The organism is Roseivivax sp. THAF197b (genome assembly GCF_009363255.1).
Taxonomy (GTDB): Bacteria; Pseudomonadota; Alphaproteobacteria; order Rhodobacterales; family Rhodobacteraceae; genus Roseivivax.
In genome coordinates, this window is the sequence record NZ_CP045318.1 from 3,567,184 (window position 1) to 3,589,138 (window position 21,955).

The 21,955-nt window shown below is 63.0% G+C and carries 14 protein-coding genes; 9 read left to right on the plus strand and 5 right to left on the minus strand.

What is annotated here, in order from left to right; genetic code table 11:
- Positions 1-2 precede the first annotated feature (2 nt).
- From FIV09_RS17130 to FIV09_RS17150, 5 genes are all read right to left on the minus strand, one after another.
- Positions 3-1,010, minus strand: a complete 1,008-nt coding sequence (locus FIV09_RS17130; protein WP_152451884.1) for a glycosyltransferase — start codon at positions 1,008-1,010, stop codon at positions 3-5.
- Complete coding sequence (locus FIV09_RS17135) at positions 1,007-7,468, minus strand: type I polyketide synthase (protein ID WP_152451886.1); 6,462 nt, start codon at positions 7,466-7,468, stop codon at positions 1,007-1,009. The genes FIV09_RS17130 and FIV09_RS17135 overlap by 4 nt, the downstream gene beginning before the upstream one ends.
- A 111-nt stretch (positions 7,469-7,579) precedes the next feature.
- Positions 7,580-8,947, minus strand: a complete 1,368-nt coding sequence (locus tag FIV09_RS17140) for an oligosaccharide flippase family protein (protein ID WP_152451888.1) — start codon at positions 8,945-8,947, stop codon at positions 7,580-7,582.
- Positions 8,944-9,789 carry a glycosyltransferase gene (locus tag FIV09_RS17145; protein ID WP_152451890.1) on the minus strand — a complete coding sequence of 282 codons (846 nt, stop codon included), beginning with the start codon at positions 9,787-9,789 and terminating at the stop codon, positions 8,944-8,946. Before FIV09_RS17145 ends, FIV09_RS17140 begins: the two co-directional genes overlap by 4 nt.
- A 109-nt stretch (positions 9,790-9,898) precedes the next feature.
- On the minus strand, positions 9,899-11,935 hold the full coding sequence (locus FIV09_RS17150) for a hypothetical protein (RefSeq protein WP_152451892.1): 2,037 nt from the start codon (positions 11,933-11,935) through the stop codon (positions 9,899-9,901).
- Positions 11,936-12,465: 530 nt separating this feature from the next.
- Between FIV09_RS17150 and FIV09_RS17155 the strand changes: the two genes are divergently transcribed.
- The 9 genes from FIV09_RS17155 (at position 12,466) to FIV09_RS20650 (ending at position 21,636) form a co-directional block, all read left to right on the plus strand.
- Positions 12,466-14,259, plus strand: coding sequence for a CHASE domain-containing protein (locus FIV09_RS17155; RefSeq protein ID WP_172975760.1), 1,794 nt, complete (start codon positions 12,466-12,468; stop codon positions 14,257-14,259).
- Between the two features lie 3 nt (positions 14,260-14,262).
- A complete protein-coding gene (locus FIV09_RS17160; RefSeq protein WP_152451896.1) occupies positions 14,263-14,691 on the plus strand; it encodes a response regulator in 429 nt (142 codons plus the stop codon).
- Positions 14,692-14,947: 256 nt separating this feature from the next.
- Entirely contained in the window at positions 14,948-16,435 is a 1,488-nt protein-coding gene (locus FIV09_RS17165; protein ID WP_152451898.1) for an FAD-binding protein, read from the plus strand.
- Complete coding sequence (locus FIV09_RS17170; RefSeq protein WP_152451900.1) at positions 16,432-16,836, plus strand: DUF4383 domain-containing protein; 405 nt, start codon at positions 16,432-16,434, stop codon at positions 16,834-16,836. Before FIV09_RS17165 ends, FIV09_RS17170 begins: the two co-directional genes overlap by 4 nt.
- Positions 16,833-17,876: a hypothetical protein gene (locus tag FIV09_RS17175; protein ID WP_254702440.1), complete on the plus strand. Its 1,044-nt coding sequence runs from the start codon at positions 16,833-16,835 to the stop codon at positions 17,874-17,876. Before FIV09_RS17170 ends, FIV09_RS17175 begins: the two co-directional genes overlap by 4 nt.
- Positions 17,866-18,144, plus strand: coding sequence for a hypothetical protein (locus FIV09_RS17180; protein WP_254702266.1), 279 nt, complete (start codon positions 17,866-17,868; stop codon positions 18,142-18,144). Before FIV09_RS17175 ends, FIV09_RS17180 begins: the two co-directional genes overlap by 11 nt.
- 430 nt (positions 18,145-18,574) lie before the next feature.
- A complete protein-coding gene (locus tag FIV09_RS17185; RefSeq protein WP_172975761.1) occupies positions 18,575-19,825 on the plus strand; it encodes a site-specific integrase in 1,251 nt (416 codons plus the stop codon).
- A gap of 488 nt (positions 19,826-20,313) precedes the next feature.
- Positions 20,314-20,523: a hypothetical protein gene (locus tag FIV09_RS17190; RefSeq protein WP_152451904.1), complete on the plus strand. Its 210-nt coding sequence runs from the start codon at positions 20,314-20,316 to the stop codon at positions 20,521-20,523.
- 426 nt (positions 20,524-20,949) lie between these two features.
- Complete coding sequence (locus FIV09_RS20650; RefSeq protein ID WP_254702441.1) at positions 20,950-21,636, plus strand: hypothetical protein; 687 nt, start codon at positions 20,950-20,952, stop codon at positions 21,634-21,636.
- Positions 21,637-21,955: the final 319 nt, after the last annotated feature.

The following is a 21,955-nucleotide window of genomic DNA, read 5'->3' on the forward strand; positions in this document are numbered from 1 at the left end:
CATCACTCCGCAAAAGACGGGTTGGGCCGGGGCGCGCGCGTGTCGTGCCGGACCGCGGGTCTGAAAAGCGCGCGCAGATCGTGGCGCACGAGCCGCCGCAGCGTTCCAGGCGGATCGAGACGGGGCGCCCCCATGAGGCGCCGCAGCTTCCAGACGGAAAGGCCCGCCGCGCGCGCCAGCGTCGCCGCCACCGCATAGGCACGGCCGTGACACAGGGTGAAATACCGCCAGCGGCTGTCGAACCAGTACTTCGGCACCTCCGCCCATTGCTTCATGCCGGTCGAGACGGAGCCCAGATGCTCCACCCGGCTTTCGACGAGATAGGTCGCGGTCCAGCCCTGCTGTCGGGCGCGGAAGAAGTGCTCCGTCTCTTCGAAATAAAGGAAGAAGCCGTCATCGAGCAGCCCCACCTCGTCGAGCATGTCCTGCCGCATCAGCATCGACGCCCCGGCCAGCCAGTCGACCGGCCGCGTGCGCGTGAGATCCAGGAAGGGCACGCGGTATTTGTGCAGCGCGCGGGTGACGATGCCCGTTCGGGCCGTGCCCTCGAATTCCGACGCGATCGTGGGAAAACGGAAGGCCGAGATATGGATCGGCATATCCTCGGACCAAAGCTGCGAGCCGGCAAAACCGTCCTGCGGATGCCTCTCCAGATGGTCGATCAGCACGCGCACCGCATCGGGCGCCGGAAACGCATCGGAGTTCAGCACGTAGACATAGTCGGGCCGCGCCCCATCGCTCCGCCCTGCCCGGATGCCCGCATTGTTGCCGAAGGCAAAGCCTCCGTTGCGGCCCGATTGCACGACGCGCGCGGGCACCGGCCATTCCGCGCCTTCGACAAGGGCGCGCAATGTCGCCTCGGAGCCATCGCCGCTGTCATTGTCGACGATGACCATCTCCGCATCGAGCCCGTCGAGGGCGCGTGCCAGGGCCTCTGCAGCGCGCGCGGTCATGTCGGGCGTGCGCCAGTTCAGAAGCACTGCGAGGAGCTTGATCTCACGCGCGCTCATTCCGCGGCCTCCGTGCGCGCGAAAGGCACGACCGCGCCTGCATCGCCGGGCCGCGCCGCATCGCGCATCGCCTGGGCAAGGGCCGCGGCCAGCACGCGCACATTGGGCTCGAGCACCATGGAATCGTGGTCGCCCGGCACCTCGATCACCTGCAGATCTGACAGATATTCGCCCCAATCGTTGTCATCGCTGAGATAGGCGCGTTCGTCGTTCACGAGCCGCCCGCCCGCCACGCGCCACTTCTCCCGCAAGGGCGGACGGAACAGCACGACGCGGCCCGCATAGGGTGCCATGTCATAGGCAGCGATGGCCCCGAGGAACGCGGCCTCGATCTCCGTGTTGTGGAAGCTTTCGGGCGCGTCGGTCGCGTCCTTCGCGCGGCGCTTCTCGATCTCCCAGCGGATTCGGTTCTGCGCCCAGATCAGCGGATAGCCCACGCCCTTGCGACGCAGTTCCTGCCACTGGATCACCGCGCGGTCGACAGCCAGGAGAGGCCGCTTCTGCGGCAGCGGCGTGTCAAGGAGCGCCACCAAAGCGACCTCGTCGCCGAGATCGCCAAGCTGGCGCGCCATCTCGAATGCGATGATCCCGCCGCCAGAGAACCCGCCCAGATGATAAGGCCCATCAGGCTGCACCTGCTTCAGCTCCGCGATGTAGTCCCGCGCCGCCTCCTCGATGGAGCGGTGAGGGTCCTCGTCACCGTAAAGCCCCTTGGCCTGCAGCCCGTAGAACGGCCGGTCGCGTCCCATCAGAAGCGCGAGGTGTCGCAGGTTCAGCACGTTGCCGAACATGCCCGCCACGAGGAAGAAGGGCGGCTTCGATCCGGGCTCGCCCTCATGCATGGGCACGATATGCGAGAAGCGCCGTTCAGGCCGGATTTGCGCGGGCGCGTCGGCGTCACCGCTCGCGGTGTCGGAAATGCCCGCCTTCTCGGCGATGAGGGCGGCGCAGGCGCGGATCGTCGGGGCCTCGAACAGGACCGAGATCGGGAAATCGACGCGGTAGGCTTTCTTGACCATCGAGAAAAGCCGCACCGCGATCAGCGAATGCCCGCCCAGATCAAAGAAGCTGTCGTCGACGCCGACATTGCGCACGCCCAGAAGCTCCTCCCAGAACCCGGCAAGCCGCTTCTCGATATCGGTCTCGGGCGCTGCGAAATCCTCGTCCATAACCGGGCGGTCAAACGCCTGCATCTGGGTGGCGGGCCGCGCCGCGATATCGGCCTGTGCGCGCAATGCCGCGACCGGAACGGGAGAAACGGCGATCACCGGGCGGCTTTGCGCAAGCGCCCGCGCGAAGGCCTCGGCCCCTTCATCTGCGCGAATGCCCTGACCCAGATTGTGCTGCAGCATCTCCTCGCCCGGCGACAAGGCGGCGCCTGTTCCCTTCATCTCCGTCTCGATCTCGGCTGCGGTCAGGCGCGGCGCGCGACGCAGCTGGGCGGGATCGTCGAGCCGCCGGATCGCAAAGCCTGCAATCTCCATGACGACCGTGCCGTCGGGCGCCGCGAGCGTCACGTCGAAGCTGGCACTCTCGGCGGAGGAATGCCCCCCCTGCGCCGGACGGACCCAACTCACGATCCGGTCGGGCAAGGGCCCCCAAAGCGTGACGCGCGCGTAAGACAGCGGCACCCAAAGATGATCGGGCACGTAGCCCGGGATCAGCTCCATCGCCCAGCCTGTCGCGATATCGAGAAGGGCGGGATGCACGAGGCAGTCATCCCCCTCCGCCGCCTTCGCAAGCGTGAGGTCGGCGAGGCCCTCATCGGGCGACAGCGCGCGTGCGGTCAGAACCCGCCAGCGCGGCCCGAAGTCGAGATGCGCCTCTTGCCCGGTCGTCAGCGTCTGGCCCGGCGGTGCGGTTTCGGGTGTACGAAGGCGTGCGCGGATCGCGGGCAGGTCGATGCGCGGCGCGGCCCCACGCGCGCGCAGGTCGATCTGCGCCTCGGCAAAGCGGGTGAGGCCAACCCGCCCCTCCGCGCGCGCCTCGCACAACAGATCGAGCTTGTAGCCCGCCTCCGTCCGCTCCAGCCGCGTGGTGACGGATCGCGCGCCGTCTTCGGGAACGGTCAGCGGGCGCAGAAAGGCCAGATCGCGGATCTCGAATGCCGCGCCCTCATGCGCCTCGGACAGCGCATGCGCGGCCAGCGTCACCGAGGCCGTGCCGGGAAGCAGCGCCAGCCCGTCGCGGGTGCGATGCTCGTCGATGATCCAGTCGCGGGTCGAGAATTGCGTCTCGAGAACGCGCCGCCCCTCGGCGTCGAAGGACATCGTATCGAGCAACGCGCGGCTGACCGGAATCTCCGGTGCGGGCTCCGTGTCGCCCGTTCGGCGGGCAAGCGCGTCGGCGGCCATACCTGCCTCGGCCCAGATGCCCCAATTGATTGCGACGCTGCGCGTGGCATCGCCCGCACGGGCCTGCGCGAGCGCATTGAGATACTCGTTCGCGGCCACGTAATCGAGCTGCCCGGCTGCCGCCGCCATGGTCGAGACGGAGGAGAAATACGCGATCCACTCCGCCACCCCGCCCGAAAAGAGCCGGTCGATCACGTCGGTGCCGTGCAGCTTCGGGGTGAAGATATCCTCCACATCCGCAGGGCTGAGCGCCAGGAACGGCTGGTCCGAGAGGCGGCCCGCCGCGTGGATCACCCCGGCGATCGGGCCGAAGCGGTCCGTTGCCGCGTCCCTGACCCGGCGCATCGCGTCTTCGTTGCAGACATCGGCAGTGGCCACCATGACCTCCGCACCGGCCGCTTCCAGCGCTTCGACATGAGCGATGGCGCGGCGCACCGGGTCCTGCGGCGCATGGCGGCGGGTATATTCCGTCCAGTCGCTGCGCGGCGGCAGATCGGTGCGCGACACGAGGATCAGCTTGGCGCCGTTGCGGGCAGCGGCCAGCCCGAGCGTCCGGCAAATCCCGCCAAACCCACCGGTCATCAGGATCGTCCCGGACAGGTGCGTCTCTGCCTCTTGCGGCGCGGGGGAAAGTGGCGCGTCGATCAGCGCGCGCTCGTACCGGCGACCATCCCGGATCGCGGCTTCGCGGGTGCCCGGCGGGGAGATCAGCTCGTCCGTGATCTGATGACAGAGCGACTGGTGCGCTGTCTCGGTCGCCTGCCGGGCCTCCTTGGCGCGCCAGAACGGCGCAGGTTCAGGCTCGGGCAGGACCACATCGAGGGTCGACAGGGTCAGCCCCTCGGCCTCGCGGGGGATCACCCGAACCGGACCCGCAATCGTCGCCTTCACCGGATGCGGCAGCGCCTCGTCGCGCACCCGTGCCGCGCCATTGGTCACAACGTCGATATGGATGTGGCTCAGCCCCTCATCGACCAGTGCCTGCCCGAGGAACAGCAGCGAATAGAAGCCCTGTTCCTGCAGACGATGGAAGAAACTCGATCCCGGCCGGTGGCTTTCATCCGCGGTCACCCCCCAGAAATGCGCGATCCGGCTGGGCGTGAAGCCGCGCGCGGCAAGATCGGAGAGCAACAGGTCGTACCCCTCGCGTCCGCGTTCCGGCGCGATATTGTAGGCCGTGTCCGACAGGCGCGCGAAGACATCACCCGGACGCACCTCGATCACACGATGCCCGGCGGCCTTCAGTGGCGTCAGCGCATCGCGCGCAAGGCCCGCATCGTCGGCGAAGACGAGCCAGGTCTCTGTCGGCAGGGCGTCCGCATCATGCGCGATATCGACGGGCGGCTCGGCAGCACGCGGGCGCCAGATCGGAACTGCCCCCCAGTCGCGCATGTCGTCGCTACGCGCGGGATAGCGCGCGGAAGTATCGCTGACCGCATTGCCCGGTTCGATGAAATAGGGCGCATGCTGGAAGGCATAGCTCGGCAGCGGCACCCGGTTGCGCCGTGCCTCGCCCCAGACCTGATCCCAATCGACCGCAACGCCCAAGCCCCAGAGGCGGCCCAGCACCTCGTGGAAGTAGCGGTCGTCGGCGATGGCATCGTTCGGATGGCGCAAGGCAGGCAGAACGCGGTTTGCGCCGATCTGCGGCTGCTGCCGCGCCAGCGTCGACAGCGCGTGGCCCGGCCCCACCTCCATCAGCACGCGGTTCTCGGGGGCGGCAATGGTGGCGACGCCGTCCGCGAAACGCACGGTGTTGCGCAGATGATCGACCCAGTAGTCGGGGCTGGTCGCCTCCGCATCGGTCATCCAGGTGCCGGAGCGGTTCGAGATGATCGGGATCTGCGGCGCCTTCAGGTCGAGCCCGGCAAGATAATCGCGGAAGGCGGGCAGGATCGGCTCCAGCATGCGCGAATGGGCCGCGACATCGATGCCGATCCGCTGGCATTCGACGCCTTGCGCCTTCAGCCGCGCCTCAAGCGCATCAAGCGCGGCAACGGGACCGGTGGCCACCGATAGCTGCGCGGAATTGACCGCGGCAAGATCGAGATCGTCGCCCAGATGCGGCAGCAGCGCGGCTTCGGACATGGCCACGGACAACATACCGCCGCGCGGCACCGAGTCGAACAGCCTGCCGCGAAGATGCACGAGGCCGATCGCGTCCTCGAAACCGAGAACCCCCGCGATGCAGGCTGCGGTGTTCTCACCCATGGAATGTCCCATGAGCGCTGCGGGCACGACGCCCCAGCTTTCCCAGAGCTTCGCAAGCGCCACCTCGGTGATCAGGATGAGCGGAAGCTGCACGGAAGGCTGGCGCAGGCGCTGCTCGGCCTCGGGCCCGGAGGCGAGCCAGGCATCGCGCGGATCGTCCGCCGTCAGCGTCGCGAGGTGATCGAGGCCCCGCGTCATCCAATCGGCGAAGACCGGCTCCGTCTCATAAAGGCCGCGCGCCATTTGCGGGTATTGCGCGCCGCCGCCCGGAAACAGGAAGGCCACGTCCGGCGCGGTCAGGGCCTTGTGGCTGTGCACGCGATACCGGTCGCCCTTTTCCAGAAGCGTGGCCGCCTCGGCATGGGTTTCAGCGACGACGACCCGGCGCTCGGTGAAGTCCGCGCGGCCCTCGCGCAGGGTATAGGCGATGTCGGCGAGCGGGTGTTCGGGATGGTGGCGCAGATGCGTCGCAAGCCGCGTGGCATTGCCATCGAGCGCCGCTTTGCTGCGGGCCGACAGGGTCAGGATCTGGAAAGGAAACTCGGGCGCGTCCGAGGCCGCGCGTTCGGGCGCCTCCTCCAGCACCACATGAACATTCGTGCCGCCCACGCCCAGCGAATTGACGCCCGCGCGGCGCGGATGATCCCGACGCGGCCAATCGCGCAGGCTGTCATTCACGCGGAAGGGCGAGGCCTCGAAATCGATGGCGGGGTTGGGCGCCTCATAGCCCAGACTGGGCGGCATCTGCCCGTGTTTCAGCGACAGCGCGGTCTTGATGAGGCTCGCCGCACCCGCCGCCGTGTCGAGATGGCCGATATTCGTCTTCACCGATCCAATCCGGCAGAAGCCTGTCTGCTCCGTCGTCTCGCGGAAGGCGGCGGTCAGGGCCGACACCTCGATCGGATCGCCCAGATAGGTGCCGGTGCCGTGGCATTCGACATAATCGATGGTGCCCGCGGGCGTGTTCGCTATGGCCTGCGCTTCGGCCACGGCCGCGGCCTGACCACCCACCGAGGGCGCGAGATAGCCCGCCTTGTCGGCCCCGTCATTGTTGACCGCCGAGCCCTTGATCACTGCCCAGATATGATCGCCGTCGGCGATGGCATCCGAGAGGCGCCGCAGCACCACGACGCCCGTGCCGGAACCGAAAACCGTGCCCTGCGCGCGATGATCGAAGGCATGGCAGGCGCCGTCGGGCGACAGGATCTCGTTCTCCTTGAAGAAGTAGCCCTGGCCCTGCGGCAGCTCGATCGTCACGCCACCCGCAAGCGCCATGTCGCATTCGCCGTTCAGCAGCGATTGCGCCGCGTAATGCACCGCCACGAGTGATGTGGAACAGGCCGTCTGCAGCGACAGCGACGGCCCCTTGAGGTCGAAGATGTGGCTCGCGCGGGTGGTCAGGAAGTCCTTGTCGTTGCCGGTATGGCGCAAGAGGAACATGCCCGTGCTGTCCACCAGATCGGGGTTCGAGCAGAGGTTGAAATAGAAGTAGCTGCCCATGCCGCAGCCCGCGAAGACGCCAACGGGGCCGGGGAAGTTCTGCGGGACATGGCCTGCGTTTTCCATCGCCTCCCAAGCCACCTCCAGAAACCGTCGATGCTGGGGGTCGAGGATTGCGGCCTCTTTCGGGGAGAAGCCGAAGAACTCGGCATCGAACATCTCGAACCCGTCGAGGCGCGCGGCGTAAGGTACGTAATCCTTCCGGCGCAGTAGCCCTTGCGGCACGCCCGCATCCAGAAGCTCGGCCTCGCTCAGCCGCGCGATGGAGGACACACCGCTGCGCAGATTGTCCCAGTACTGGGCAATCGTCTCCGCACCGGGCAGATGCGCCGCCATGCCGACAATCGCGATGTCGGAATATGCAATGTCCGGACCCTGTTCAGGTCGTGTCATGCCTGTTGTCCTGCTGCTCCTACCCGAATGGCCTATACAGCAAATGCGGGGGAAATTTGACGCGCTTGCGATAACATATGTGACCGAATGCCCTTTTTCAGTGCCCTGATGTCACAGCGCCCCTGATGCGAGCGCAATGATGTCGGACCTGTGCACGGTGAAGAGCAGTGCTGCCACGGCAACGCCCAGCCCGGCGAACAGCGCATCATGCAGCGGGTCCCAGGCGCCCGACTTCCGCGACAGCCACACCACGACCGGATAGGACAGAAGCCCGGCCAACCCCTGCCCGACAATCGCGCCGAGAAGCCCCGCCATCTCGAGCCCGACATAGACGCATGCCAGAAGGGCTGTCGCGCGAAACAGCGCCAGCACGAAGAAATTGCGGCTGTCGCCCGCCGCAAGTGCTGCCTGATCATACGTCAGGGCGATGATCTGCGGGATCCACATCACGGCCAGCAGCACGATTACCGGCCCCGCATCGCGGTAGCGGTCGTCATAGAGGATCTCGACCAGCCACAGGCCGGCGAGCCCCAGAACCGCGATGATAACGAGAAGGGCCGCGGTCACGACCATGCGCATACGGCGCAGTTTCAGGAAGTTCGCGCGGCTCTCGCCCGGAGGGGCCTCGCGGTAGATCGGGATCAGCACCTTGCCCGCCACCATCCGGCCCAGCATGTTCGGGAAGGAGGCGAGGAAATAGCCGATATTGTAGACGCCGAATGCACCGAGGCTCAGGAAGCGACCGATCAGGATGCGGTCCCCCTGGCTGACGAAGAAGCCCGCAATGGTCGACAGGAAGATCCATTTTCCGAAGGAGGTCAGCTCGCTCGCAGCCTCGCGGTCCCAGGTCAGCCGGTCGGGATGGCCGGGGAGGAACACCCAGTTGAAGGCCACGTTGATGATGGAGGCCAGAACCCCGGAAATCACCAGCGCCCAGACCGATTCCATCCACCAGGCAAGACCGATGGCGAGGATCACACCGAGGGTTTGCGACAGAATATCCAGCATCGACACCCGGCCCAGCAGAAGGTGCCTGTGGGCGGTCGCGACCCGCATCGGGTTGACGCCCAGCACAACGAGGCTGAGGGCCGCGGCGGGCAGGATCTGGAGGAGCTGCGGCGCGTTGTAGAACACCGACAGAGGCCATGCGAGCAGGCAGGCAAAGAGCCACAGGATCACACCGCGCACCGCCTGGATCGTGAAGGCGGTGTTCAGAAAGCGCGGATCCTCGCCCCGCTTGTGGCCCATGATCGCCTGCATCACCCCGGTATCTGAGAAGTTCGTCAGGCCCTGGATGATCACCGCGACAAGCGCCATCAGGCCGAACGCCTCCGGGAACAAAAGCCGCGTCAGGATCAGGTTGGAGCCGAGACGGATCAGCTGGCTCGCCGCGAAGGAGCCCGTCGTCCACACCGAAGAGCGCACGGCGCGCGCGCCCAGAGAGGCCCCGCGAAAGCGCTGTAGGCTGAAGACGCTCATCGGCCCCGGCTCCAGCCGTCTTTGGCAGGCCTGAGACGGGCCGCGAGCGCCACTCCGGAATAGACCGCGAAGCCCAAGGGATCACGCGCTGCGATGGCCAGCTTGCGCGACAGCGGAAAAGGACGGTGATCGTCGTTGCCTAGAAGCTCGGGATGCGCCCTCGCGATCTCGGCCACCCCGCGATCCTGCCTTGCACGCACGCGCACCAGGTTGCCGAAGCCGGTCACCACAGGCCATTCGTATCGTGCAGGCACGGCGTGTCGTTCATGCGGCTTAAAATGCAGACGCACGAAGGTATCGTCGGAAATGAGCGCCGGAAACGCGGCCCAGCGCATCCGGCCCGCCGCGTTGACCGCGAACAAGCCGCAGCCGGGCACGCAATCGGCCATGAAGGGCACCTGCGCCCAGACACGGGCATAGCCCCGGCTTGCGGCATTCTCCGGCGCCACGATATTCAGCGTACCCGTCACGAAACGCGGCTGCGGATCGGCCAGCGCATCGGCGATCTGCGCCAGCAGGGGCGGCGAGACGATCACATCCGCATCGAGGTAGACCCGCGCCTGCGCCCGCGCCGCCGCATCGCCCGAATTGAGCGCGGAGGGCTTGCCCGTTCGGGGCGCAGTGATCACGCGCAGAGCCCAGCCCTTCGCGGCGAAATCGCCCTCGAACCCGCGGGCAATCCCGGCCGTATCGTCGGTCGAGCCGTTATCGACAACGATGATCTCGGGCGCTTGGTCCGCGGTCCAATCCGACGCCAGAAGCGCCGTCAGGCACGCACCGATATGCCCCGCCTCGTTCGACGCGGGGATGATCACGCTGATATGGGGCGCGTTATCCGTCATCTCGCCTTATGCCCTGAGCGCGTGTACCTGCGCCACGCCACGATCGCGACGTTGCTAAGCCAATCCGGGCGCCACTGACAGCCAAAGATGGCATAAGAATGAAGCCGGTTCAGGGGATTGGGCGGATATCGTCAGGTGTGGCCTCGAAACCCAGGGACTCGACATCGGTCAACCGGATCACGCGCCAGCCCGCCTGCGCATGGATGCGTCCGGGTTGAGGCTCCGACAGGGCGTAATCCTCGCGCGCACCGGGCAGGATCACCGTGTCGGCGCCCGGTCCGCCATGGATCATGTCCGCCCCCCCGCCGGACCGGATCAGGTCATCACCCGGCCCGGCCAGGATCACATCCTCCTCGGGGGAGCCTTCGATCTCGTCGTCGCCCTGCGTGCCTGCCGCCAGCGCACCATTGGCGAAGGCCGCGACAGGGCGCGCATCTGGCAACGGGGCCGTGTCGTTGTAGCGCAAAAGCGCGTCCCAGCGCGGGGTCTCGGCGCTCAAATGCGGCAACGCGCCCCAGATGCCGAATTTCGACGGCACGGCCACATCGACGAAGGCGTTGAAAAGCCGTCCGCCCGACGCCGTCCAACCCGACAGCAACCGGTCATAGAGCGCGCCCATCTCGGTCGAATTGCCGAAGGCCGTCAGGAAATCGGTCAGCCGCTCCTCGTCCATGTCGGAGGCCACGGCGGTCAGATGCGCGCCGCCTTCATACATGATCAGATCGAGGCCATGTTTCGCTGCCGCCTCGGCGTGATAGGGAAACACCTCCGTGGTGAGCCGGGCGATCGAGGTCTCCGCGATATCCGCCGCGAGCGGCGCGAAGGCCGCATCGAACCGGTTCTCGCGCACATATTCGCGCAAGGCCACGCGCTGCAGGCCGTCCTCGCGGCCCGCAGCTTCGGCCTCCTGCTCGGCATCGTCGAGAAGCGCGCGGAGCTTTTCGGCATTCTCGTCCTTGAACTCGTTGAAGAAATAACCCGTGACGGCATAGGCATCGAAGCTCAGGGCGGGCATCTGCCCGAGCCCCAGATAGGCCAGCGGCGCGTTGAGTGACTGTTCCTCAAGGCCGAACCAGCCGGTATGCGTGGCAAAGACCCGCACGAGCCTGTCCTCGGCCGAATCGCCGAACACCTCCGCGAAAAGGTCCATGACCTGTGCGGCGCGGTAGCCGTAATATTGGTGCCGCCCGTCCGCGGTCTCGCCCCAGAGTGCGGTGGCCTGTTCATGCGCCCAGAGACCTTGCTGAAAGACGCCGTTCCAGACCTCGTTGGAATATTCCACATAGGCCTTCAGTCGCGGATCGAGACCGTCGCGCACCGTCTCGGCGAAGCGGCGCACGAAGGTGTCATCGGCCTGATGGGGCAGCGTGAACCAGGGATCCGCGCCGATCTCGTTGGCGAGCCGGATCATCACCGGCAGCGGCACACCCCATTCGGCATAGCTGGCATCGGTGACGCGTGGGCGGTTCTCCCAGTCGGACAGGGTGGAATTGTTGGTCTGCATCCAGTCCATGAACCGCACAGCGCGCACATCCGCGATCCGGCGCAGCCAGTCGGGATTGAAGATCGCGCCCGCCGCGTGCAGCGCTTCGTGATCCTCGCGCATGACGCGGATATTGCGGATGGGATCGTCGGGATCGATCTCGTCGATGGAGACGCCGACCGCGCCCGGCCCTGGCGTGTAGAAGAACCGCAGCCGCCCCGGTTCGGTCGCGACCCGCCGGGCATTGCCTGCCAGCGACAGGTTGCCCTGCCCCTCATAGGTCAGGATGTAATAGCCCCGCAGATGCGTGGCCTCTTCCTGCTGGCCCGTCAGCATCAGCGCCTCGATCCGTTCCGCCTCGGGCGGGATGGAAAGCGGCCAGCCATTGGCATCCACATGCCCGCCCGCGCGCATCTCGTCGGCCGATATCCCGCCCCATTGCCCCGGCAGATGCCCGATCCAGGCCCGCGAGGTCTTGAAGAGATCGATGAAGGGATGCTGCGTCGTCCAGTCGGTGATCCCGTTCAACCCGATGGCGAGCGCAGGTGCATCCCCGCTTACGGGCGCAGGCTCGGACAGATCGGTGTCGGGACTTGTGGCAGCCCCCAACGGCGCGGCGAATACGAGGCCCAGGAATGCAAGGCAGCGCAGGATTGTGGACACGGATCAGGCTCCGGATGACGGCAGGACGCCGGTTAGCCTTACGCGATTTGGCCCGGAGAACAACGGGAACACACAGCGCAATCACAGGCGAGTGCGATGCATGCTGCGCGTGATGGTCCAGATCCGACCCCGGCGCGGGACGCACGGTCATGCCGCGTCCGAAAAATGTAAGGTGCACGCAAGTCTCAGCAATTCATTTGCAATTTATAAAGGCTTTTGCGGCACCGTCCTGATCTGGCGGGAAAGCCAACCGCCTTCACAGGAACATGAGGACGAATCTGCATGACGTGTCATGACCGCACTGCTTTTGAGACGCCGTCCGACCAAAAATCACCAGCGTCCTGTGCATATGGCGCGGGATCCACGGGCGGGCCCCTTGGTCGCAGCGGATTTTCGGCGCGGAGCGCGCCGATTTTCCGCGCAGGCGGGGGTCGAAAATCAGTGCCTATTTGATCCGGCTCAAAGCTTCACCATCGCGCCACCGGGCCCGGTAAATGCATCGACACCTCACCGATACCTTTCAGGACAGTATGACCCATTTTTCGGATACGGAGCTGAAAGCAACACAACCTCTGCGGGGCCTCCGCAATATCCACTATGTGGTGCTGGTTGGCTCGCTTGTGCTGACGTTCCTGGTCTGGAATTTCGCCAGCCACGCCGCGGATCGGCAGGCTGCCACCGTCTTCGACAATGCGGTCGATCAGGTGCTCGAACTGATCACCGAGCGCATGAAAAGCTACGAAGACGGGCTGCGGGCGGGCGTCGGCGCGATCAACGCCAATGGCGGTGATATCGGGCTCACGCGATGGCGCACCTTCGCCGAGACACTACAGATCGATCAGCAATATCCCGGAATCAACGGGATCGGCGTGATCTTCCACCTGCCCGAGGACGAGAAAACGGATTTCCTGTCCGAGCAGCGCCAATTGCGCCCCGGGTTCCGCATCCATCCGGAACATGACCGCGATATCAACCTCCCGATCACCTATATCGAGCCGGAAGGCCCAAATGCCCAGGCCGTCGGGCTCGACATGGCCTTTGAGGCCAACCGCCTCGAGGGCCTGCTCGCGGCGCGCGACTCCGGCGAGCCGCGCATCACCGGGCCCATCGTTCTGGTGCAGGACGCAGAAGCGACACCGGGATTCCTGTTTTATGCGCCCTTTTATGCGGCCCTGTCCGACGGCGATATCACCGCACGCCGAGAGGCCTTCGCGGGCGCGGTCTACGCGCCATTCGTGATGAAGAAATTGATGCAGGGCATGCTGGACCGCGGCAAGCGTCCCATCTGGGTCAGCATCTCGGACGGGGAAACCCTGCTCTACGATGAGCACCTGGAGGAGGAGGTCGGCTACGACCCCGATCCGGTCTTCACCCGCACGGTCGAAATGGACATGTACGGACGTGTCTGGAGGGTCGACATGCGCACGAACCTCGCATTCCGCGACGCGAACCTGACGACCCAGCCGACCATCATCCTGATCTGCGGACTGATAATCGACGCGCTCCTGCTCGTCCTGTTCTGGTCCTTGGCGCGCAGCAATCATCGGGCCATCGCCTATTCCGATCAAGTCACCGAGGAATTGCGCAGGGAAAAACGCGAACTGATCAACACGAACGAGGCGCTGCAACAATTTTCCTATGTGGCATCTCATGATCTGAAGACACCCATTCGCGGCATGCGCGACACGACCGATTACCTGATGGAAGATCTTGAGGAACGGCACCCAGATGCGCTGAAAGACCCGGACATATCTCGCCAATTCCACGAGTTGAAAGAGCTGTCCCACCGTATGGAGGCCTTGGTCAAAGGCGTTCTCGATTGTGCGCAGATCCCCAGGCATGCCGCACCGGCGGACCCGCATAATCCCAGGGACATCATCCTCGACCACGCACACGATCTGCGGCTATCGACCGATCAATTGCAGATCGAGGGCATCTTCCCGGACCTCTTCGCCAGCGCCACGACTCTGTCCCAGATCTTCGGCAATCTGCTTGGAAATGCCGTGGCACATGGCGTCGGTCCCGCTCCGCTCCGTATCAAGGTGACGGGCAACATCACCGGGGAGGGCGCCACCTTTTCCGTCGCCGATAACGGACCGGGCATTCCTCCGAAATTTCATGAGAAGATATTCGAGATGTTCCAATCCCTCGGCCCCAACAAGACCGATAATGCCACAGGCATTGGCCTCGCCATCGTCCGAAAGGCCGCGGAAAGCGTGAAGGGCACGGTCACCGTGCAGTCGCATCCCGGTCAGGGCGCCGAGTTCATCGTGACCTTTCCATCCGATCTCGTGGCCACGACAAGCAATATCGCAGCGGAGTAGACAATGAAAATCCGGGCGAAAAGCGTCCTTTTGGTTGAGGACAACGATTTTGACGTGAAGCGCGTGACACGCGCTTTCGCGAAACTCTCCGACATGCGACAGATCGTGCGCGCCCGTGACGGTGTCGAGGCGCTCGACATCATCCGCGGGACGGCAGAGACGCGCCCGCCGGAAACGCCGTTCGTCATCGTGCTCGACCTCAACATGCCGCGTATGGGCGGGATCGAATTTCTGGAAACGCTGCGCGCCAGCGGATCGAAATCCTATCCCCAAGTCTTCGTGGTGACGACGTCGGACTATCACGTCGATGTGGAGAACGCCTATCAGCGCGGCGTCTCTGGCTATTTCGTGAAACCCGAAACAGCAGAGGAAATGATTACCATCCTCGAGAAGGCGTCGCAGTTTTGGGACCTCTGCGAAATCCCGAAGTGATCCCTGCACTGCATCAAGGCCCACCGCCCGCCATTCGATTGAAGCGCAGCGAAACACGCACGCAAACAAGTCGTTTCGTCGAGAGCCTCCGGTCGACCTTGACCCCATAGAGCGGCCTTCAAGGTCAGGATTGCCGCCATTGCGGGGCGACGGGCTTTGAGCGTACCGTCTGCTGCAAGGCGGCAGGGGAATTCAACCGCATGATCAGCGCAGCGAAAGCGTCCGGTATCCGGCGCACAGACGGGGCTTGCATCGCATGCAAGATCTGACGCGGCGCGCTTTGCTTTTGGGATCCGGCGCGGCCCTCGGTGCCACGGCGGTCGGATTGTCGCGCTCCGATCTGCCGAAAGTCACGCCGCACCTGAGTATCCCGCCCCAATCGGGGCAGACAATCCTGAATGACGCCAGCGAACTCAGCCTAACGCCCGTGCACCGCCACATCACGATGACGGAGGATATGGGCGATGCCCTCGTCACCCGCATACGCGCAGAGATGCGCGATGCGGCCGAAGCGGGGCGACCCGTCAATATCGGCGCCGCGCGGCACTCGATGGGCGGGCAGTCGATCCCGCGCGACGGCCACGCGATCACCTTCGACAACGCCGGGCTTGAATTGGACAGCGCGACCGGGATCTACCGCGCGCATGCGGGCGCACGCTGGGCTGACGTGATCCGCGCACTCGATCCGCAGGGTTTCTCGCCGCAGGTCATGCAATCGAACAACGATTTTGGCTTGGCCGCGACCTTCTGTGTCAATGCGCATGGCTGGGCCGTGCCCTTTGGCCCGATGGGCGCGACCGTGCAGGCCATCGAGATGATCACGCCCGACGGAACGCGCCTGCGGTGCAGCCGCACCGAAGAGGCCGAGCTGTTCCGCATGACGATGGGCGGATACGGGCTGACCGGTGCGATCATCGCGCTTGAAGTGTCCGCAGCCGAAAACCTGCGCCTTGTCCCGAGCTTTCAGGCCATGCACGCGGCACGTTTTGCTCCCACCTTCATGGCCGCAGCGCGCGATAGCGGCGTCAACATGGCTTACGGGCGGCTCAACGTCGATCATGAGAATTTCTTCGAGGAGGCGTTCCTTGTCACCTATCGCCCAGACCCGGATCAGGAGGCGCTGCCGCCCGCATCCGGATCGGGCTGGACCGCGCATGTGGCAAGCCGCGTCTACCGCGCGCAGCTCGGGCGCGAATGGGCCCGGAAACTGCGCTGGTGGTTCGAGACGGAGCTTGGTCCGGTCGTGGGCGGTGGTGCGGTGACCCGGAACTCGCTGATCAACGAGCCGGTGGCCACGCTCGATGATCGCAATCCCGCACGCACGGATATTCTGCATGAATATTTCGTGCCGCCGGAACGCTTCCCGGATTTCCTCGAGATCTGCCGCGCGGTTATTCCAGCCTCCTATCAGCAATTCCTCAACGTGACGCTGCGCTTTGTGGACAGCGACCCGGAATCCTGGCTGGCCTACGCGCCGGAGCCCCGGATCGCGGCGGTGATGTCCTTCAGCCAGGAGAAAACCGCCCGCGCCGAAGCGGACATGGCCCGCATGACACAAGCGCTGATCGACGGCATGCGCGAGATCGGCGGCAGCTATTACCTGCCCTATCGCCCCCACGCGCGGCCAGACCAGTTCCGCGATATCTACCCACGCGCGCAGGCCTTCGCAGACGCCAAACGCGCGCTCGACCCACGACTTTTGTTCCGCAACAACCTGTGGGATCAGTATCTGGAGCCGCTATGACCCGTTTGCGCAAACTCTGCCTGGGCTATTTCGCCATTCTGATGGCGGCGGCCTCACTCAATTACATACCCGGCCTCACCGATCAGGACGGGCTGGCCTTCGGGATATTCGCGCTCGATATCTTTGACGACGCGCTGCATGTGGCATCGGCACTTTGGGCGCTAGCGGCAGCACTGATCTCGCAACGGGCCGCGCGTGCCTTCCTGATCCTGTTCGGCGCGCTGTACCTCGGCGACGGCATCTTCGGCTTCTTCACCGGATACGGCTATCTCGACCTCGGGATCTTCACCAATGCGTCCGAAGGCATGTCCTTCACGCTCTTCCGTGTTCTGGCCAATGCACCGCATCTGCTGTTGGGCGGCGTCGCACTCTGGGCCGGCTTCCGGGTCGAGCGGGCGTGATCGTCAAGCTGGCCCGCGCACTGGGCGCCACGATCGCAGCCCTGCTGGGCATCGCCCTGCTGCTGGTCTTGCCCGTGCTCTATATAGAGACATCTTGCCGTCCCACGGGCACTGCGGCGCCCTACGATCCGATCAAGCCCGAGGCGCATCATCGCCCCGAAAGCCGCACGCTTCTGACCTATCCCGAATGGCACATCGTGCATGCCTATGAGGATTACGCCGAAATTCTGCGCGAGGGCGATCCGCACGAATACGGCTTCCTGCGCGGCATCGCGGGTTTCTGGACCACGCTGTGCGATCTGTCGGCCGCGTCCGGCGCGCATGGCGGTTTCCCGGGCGATACGAAAACCATGGTCTACGTGGTCGGCGTCAGCTTCACCGCGGAGCTTCTGGCGAAGGCCGCCTATGAAGAAACGCTGGGCCGGGCCGCAACATGGCTTCGCGGACCGGAGCCTGCGCCGCTTGATCAGCTATCGGCCCGTCAAGCCCGCGATTACGCCGTCTTCCTGCGGCAGGTGCCCTGGTATCGCTGGGACTTCACCGAGGCAGCGGACGCCCTCGCGGCGGAGGCCACAGGGGCGCTGCGCGATCGGGAGCGGCGCATGGCACTCGGTCTCGAATACCGGGGCAAGGCCCTTTACGCGGAGGCCATCGCGGCAGCTGTCGCCTCGACGGGCAATGACGCGCTGCGCCTGCGCATGATCGTGGACCGGGCGCCCGCGCCGGGCGACGGGCTGGAGGTGATCGGGCCGAACGGTCCAGGCATCGAGGTCGAAACGATCCGCTATCGCGCCCTGACGGAGATGTTGCAGGGGCTTGCAGAGGAGAGGATTCAGATCCTCGAGATCGCGGGAAATGATGATATCATGCTCACCGTGATATCGGATGAGGCGCAATATCCCGATGCCCTGATCTCTGTGCCGCGCCAGGGGTTCGGCGATTACCGGCACCTGGTTCTTCTGAAAGTCAGCGACCTGTCCGTGACCTTGCAGAGCCTTGCAACAGACAACACACGACTGGAGCATATCCATGATTATTAGGGTCGGCTCAGGGCTCGCGTCCCTTCTTGTCGGCTGGCTCGGCGTGCTGGCCGTCACCATGGCGCTGTCGGATGCGGCGCCCGCGGCCCTCGTTCTGTTTCCGTCCGATACGTTCCTGTCGTCGCTGCCAGATCACGTCGCGATTTCGGACCGTTTCACCCATGCGATCACGCTTGTGTCGAGCCAGCCGGGCTATGTGGCGTCGTTATACGAGGCCGGTGCGCGACTGGTTCTGCCCGCCGGTCTCGCGGGTTGTCTGTCGCTTTGATATTCGGGAACGCCTCAAATCCCTGACCTCTGTGCTTGAGCCCAAGACATGGGAAACGCAGCGATGTCCAAATGAGTGACGCCTCGCTTCGACGCGATTCGATCGCATCAAGACGACGCAGCCCATGTCGGACCCAGTTCGCGCCACATTCCATCAGGAGAAGGGAGAGCTGAGTAGGTGATTATTGGTCGGAGTGGCAGGATTCGAACCTACGACCCCTGCCTTCCGAAGGCTAGGGAAATATTTTTCCTGAGCACTCGGCTTGTGACCCATGCATACCTTTCCGGTTTGATTTTTCAATAAAAATAGTGTTTTAATAGGAAATGATCATTGTTGTGGGCACACCCCCGTTTTCCTCTCTTTACCGGCCCCGTGCTTCCTATGTGCTTCCTGTAGCGAAATGACCCCAGATCGACTGACCAAGACGGTAGTGGACAAGCTCGAACCACGTGAAAAAGAGTACTTTGTCTGGTGCGGCAAACTGGCGGGCTTTGGCGTCCGGGTCTGGCCAACAGGCCGAAAGGTCTTCGTAGTGCAGTATCGTGCTGGAGGCAGGGACGCCCCAACTCGCCGCAAGTCCCTCGGGGTCTTTGGCACCGTCACCACCGACGAGGCCCGCAAAACTGCAGAATCGTACCTCGCGTCCGCACACCTCGGAAACGATCTGGTTGGGGAAAAACGACAGGCACGGGGAGAAATGACCGTGGGCCAGCTCTGCGACGACTACATCAAGCACGGAATGACGACCAAGAAGCCCAGCACTATCAAGACGGACCTTGGGCGGATTAACGGACACATTCGACCGCTGATCGGGAAGAAGAAAATCAACTCCCTTACCCGACGCGACGTTGAACAGCTTTTGCGGGACGTTGCAGTAGGCAAGACGGCTCGGGACACACGCACCGTAAAGGGCCGTTCGATCATTAAAGGCGGCAAGGGCACTGCGACGCGAACCGTTCGGCTGCTAGGCGGCATGTTTACCTACGCGTTGAACCACGGTTTGGTAGAAACCAACCCATGCGCAGGAGTGAAGGTCTTTAAAGATGGGTCAAAGGAACGGTTCTTGCGTCAGATCGAGTTGGATAACTTGGCCAAGACACTTGAAGAGGCCGAGACCACCGGCTTGCCTTGGACGCTAAGAACCGAAGCCAAGGCCAAACACCGACCGAATGAAGAACACATGCGCGAAATTATGTCGCCTCATGTGACCGGTGCAATCCGTCTGCTCTTGCTCACTGGGTGCCGCCTTCGCGAAATCCTGCATCTTCGCTGGAACGAGGTGGATTTGGAGCGCGGCTTACTGAACCTTCCCGACAGCAAGACCGGACGTAAGACAGTCTACCTGTCGAATGCCGCAATTCAGGTCTTGGAGCGCCTTCCCCGCGCGGGAGTCTATGTTGTCGCGGGTGACAACCCATGCAAGCCGCGAGCCGACCTAAAACGTCCTTGGAAACGAATTTCGGAACACGCCGGGATCGCAGATGTCCGCATCCACGATCTACGGCGCACGTTCGCGTCAATTGGCGCCGCACAGGGTTTAAGCCTTCAAGTCATCGGTAAGCTCTTGGGCCACAAATCTGCGGAAACAACAGCCAGGTACGCACACTTGACCGAAGACCCTTTGCGGCGAGCGTTGAATGACATGTCCGTCAGCTTGCCGTTTGGGAAAGGCGACGATTAAATATAATATTTCTCTTTTTCAATGCCTTACGTCGAAAATCGAAAAAAGTTCCCAGAACCGGACGAGAAATTGGCTCCAAAAATGTATAAATCAGGGTCACGAGGAGCGTGGCATTCCAACAAGCAAAGGGAATGACTTAGCATGGACCTCCATCTTAGGCCATACGAAGCCGTCAAATATATCAGCTCGACCTATGGCTTTCGCTACAGTCCCAGGTATCTCGCCAAGCTTCGGAGTATTTCGGTGATCGGCCCGAAGTACGTCAGGCACGGCGGGCGGATATACTACCGTTCGAGTGATCTTGACGAATGGGTAGCTCAGCGCACCCAAAGTCGTCGCTCAACCTTGGAATAAATCTGACAATATACCAATATAATCAATAACTTAATGAAATGAAATGTTGACACCCCCTGTAGGTCTGGTTTGTTATATAAGGTGAAGGTCACCTGGCCTTCACCATGACGCCAACCAACAGAAAGGGTCTCGTCATGGAAGACTACAATGACAGCTTCATCCTTATTCCCGCCAAAACTGGCGGAGGCGCACTGGTGCGCCACAGCCAGATCGCCGGGGGAAGAGCCAACGGCGCCGACGGTGCCATTGTGTATCTCGCCTGCGGACCATCCGTCTACACGACCGCCACAATTCCACAGTTGGCGATATTGTTGGATGCGCAGGAGGCAGACATCCGCGCGTAATCCGCAAGGATGGGGAGGCTCGAAATGACGGGCCTTCCGACATCCTTTCACCTAACCGACGAGTGGATACGCTCACTACCCACCCCAACAAAGGAGACACGGATTTTCGATACCGAATGCAGGTCACTCCTAGTTCGGTGCAGGCCAAGTGGTTCAAAATCCTTCTATTTCCAGTCTTACGAATGGTCCAATCCTAAGTCCATGGATTGGAGTCAATTTTACTACGCAATCGGCTCCGTTCGAAAGCTTACCGTTTCGGAGGCGCGAATAATCGCACGCAGGGCGGAGAAAATTCCATCACTCTTAGACCGTGAAGCACGTGTTTCTCGGAAAGCTCCTCTAGCGGATATAATCAAAATGTATATGAGCGAAGGAATGGAAGGAAGACGAGGCATTTGCTTCTCAGCACACACAGCGCATCTATCCGTGAAATACCTGATGCGTCACCTCCCCAAGATAATGGGAAGCCAAAGATTATGTGATTTGTCGCAAGCCGATCTCATGGAGTACTTTGAGCGGCTCAATATGCATAGCCCCACCGAAGCCGAACACGCACACAAGAAAGCTAAGGCGTTTCTGTACTGGTGTGCAAGCGCGGGAATAGTGAAAGCAAATCCGCTCACGAAAACCAAGCTTCCCAAAGCCAGTCGAGGTACACGCCGCGATATTTCTTTCACTGAAATTGCAAAAATTTACCTGGCAACCCAGGAAATAGATAACGTTTCCGCCAGGCTTGTCCGGTTTTCCATAATCACCGCGTGCGATTTTAAGAGGGCACGCAACGCGAAAATCATCGACGTTTGCGGAAGAATACATAGATGGCACCCATCGAACTGGCCTGCGATTCCGAGATCAACTCGGAACCTAATTGACCTTTCAAACGAATATGATTGGTGCTTTCCCTCGCCAAGAAATCCCCGCAGGCCGATCCATGTCTCAAAGGAGTTCATGGCAAGGCTAGCGGAAGAGGCCAGATTGCCTTTTACCCTATATGCGCGCGACCTCGTAAAATCTACACAGCACTTCGCGTTCAAAAAAGCTAGCCTAGAAGAGTGGGAAAGCTGCCTCGAAGACGAATGCAGAGAATTAAGAGGTGACGACGTTGTGCCCTGAGAATGTCATCCTTGGTGTGGGTTTGCTCGTTCGAACAAGAAAACTCATAAAGAAACAGCCGAGAAACACTCAAGAAATACTGGCTCCGCTGCATGGACCAGGACAACCAGTAATATGCCGAAACGCGCTAAAGAAACGGATGCAATTTCGAGAAACAGACATCTCGCTCTACCCGGTTTGGGCAAACGAGATGCTTAGCGCGGCGGCTTGTATTGCCCACACAGTGGGAAACGAGAGTCCGAGTATGGAAGCAAGGTAACGAAGTAAAAAATGCTCCCCCAAAATCCTGCCAGGGGAAAAACGGAATCGATGCAGAAGG

Coding starts and splice junctions, on each gene's coding strand:
- FIV09_RS17155 (WP_172975760.1), top strand. CDS start 12,466: ATGACCCATTTTTCGGATACGGAGCTGAAAGCAACACAACCTCTGCGG.
- FIV09_RS17135 (WP_152451886.1), bottom strand. CDS start 7,468: ATGACACGACCTGAACAGGGTCCGGACATTGCATATTCCGACATCGCG.
- FIV09_RS17170 (WP_152451900.1), top strand. CDS start 16,432: ATGACCCGTTTGCGCAAACTCTGCCTGGGCTATTTCGCCATTCTGATG.
- FIV09_RS17160 (WP_152451896.1), top strand. CDS start 14,263: ATGAAAATCCGGGCGAAAAGCGTCCTTTTGGTTGAGGACAACGATTTT.
- FIV09_RS17190 (WP_152451904.1), top strand. CDS start 20,314: ATGGAAGACTACAATGACAGCTTCATCCTTATTCCCGCCAAAACTGGC.
- FIV09_RS17180 (WP_254702266.1), top strand. CDS start 17,866: ATGATTATTAGGGTCGGCTCAGGGCTCGCGTCCCTTCTTGTCGGCTGG.
- FIV09_RS17165 (WP_152451898.1), top strand. CDS start 14,948: ATGCAAGATCTGACGCGGCGCGCTTTGCTTTTGGGATCCGGCGCGGCC.
- FIV09_RS17130 (WP_152451884.1), bottom strand. CDS start 1,010: ATGAGCGCGCGTGAGATCAAGCTCCTCGCAGTGCTTCTGAACTGGCGC.
- FIV09_RS17145 (WP_152451890.1), bottom strand. CDS start 9,789: ATGACGGATAACGCGCCCCATATCAGCGTGATCATCCCCGCGTCGAAC.
- FIV09_RS17140 (WP_152451888.1), bottom strand. CDS start 8,947: ATGAGCGTCTTCAGCCTACAGCGCTTTCGCGGGGCCTCTCTGGGCGCG.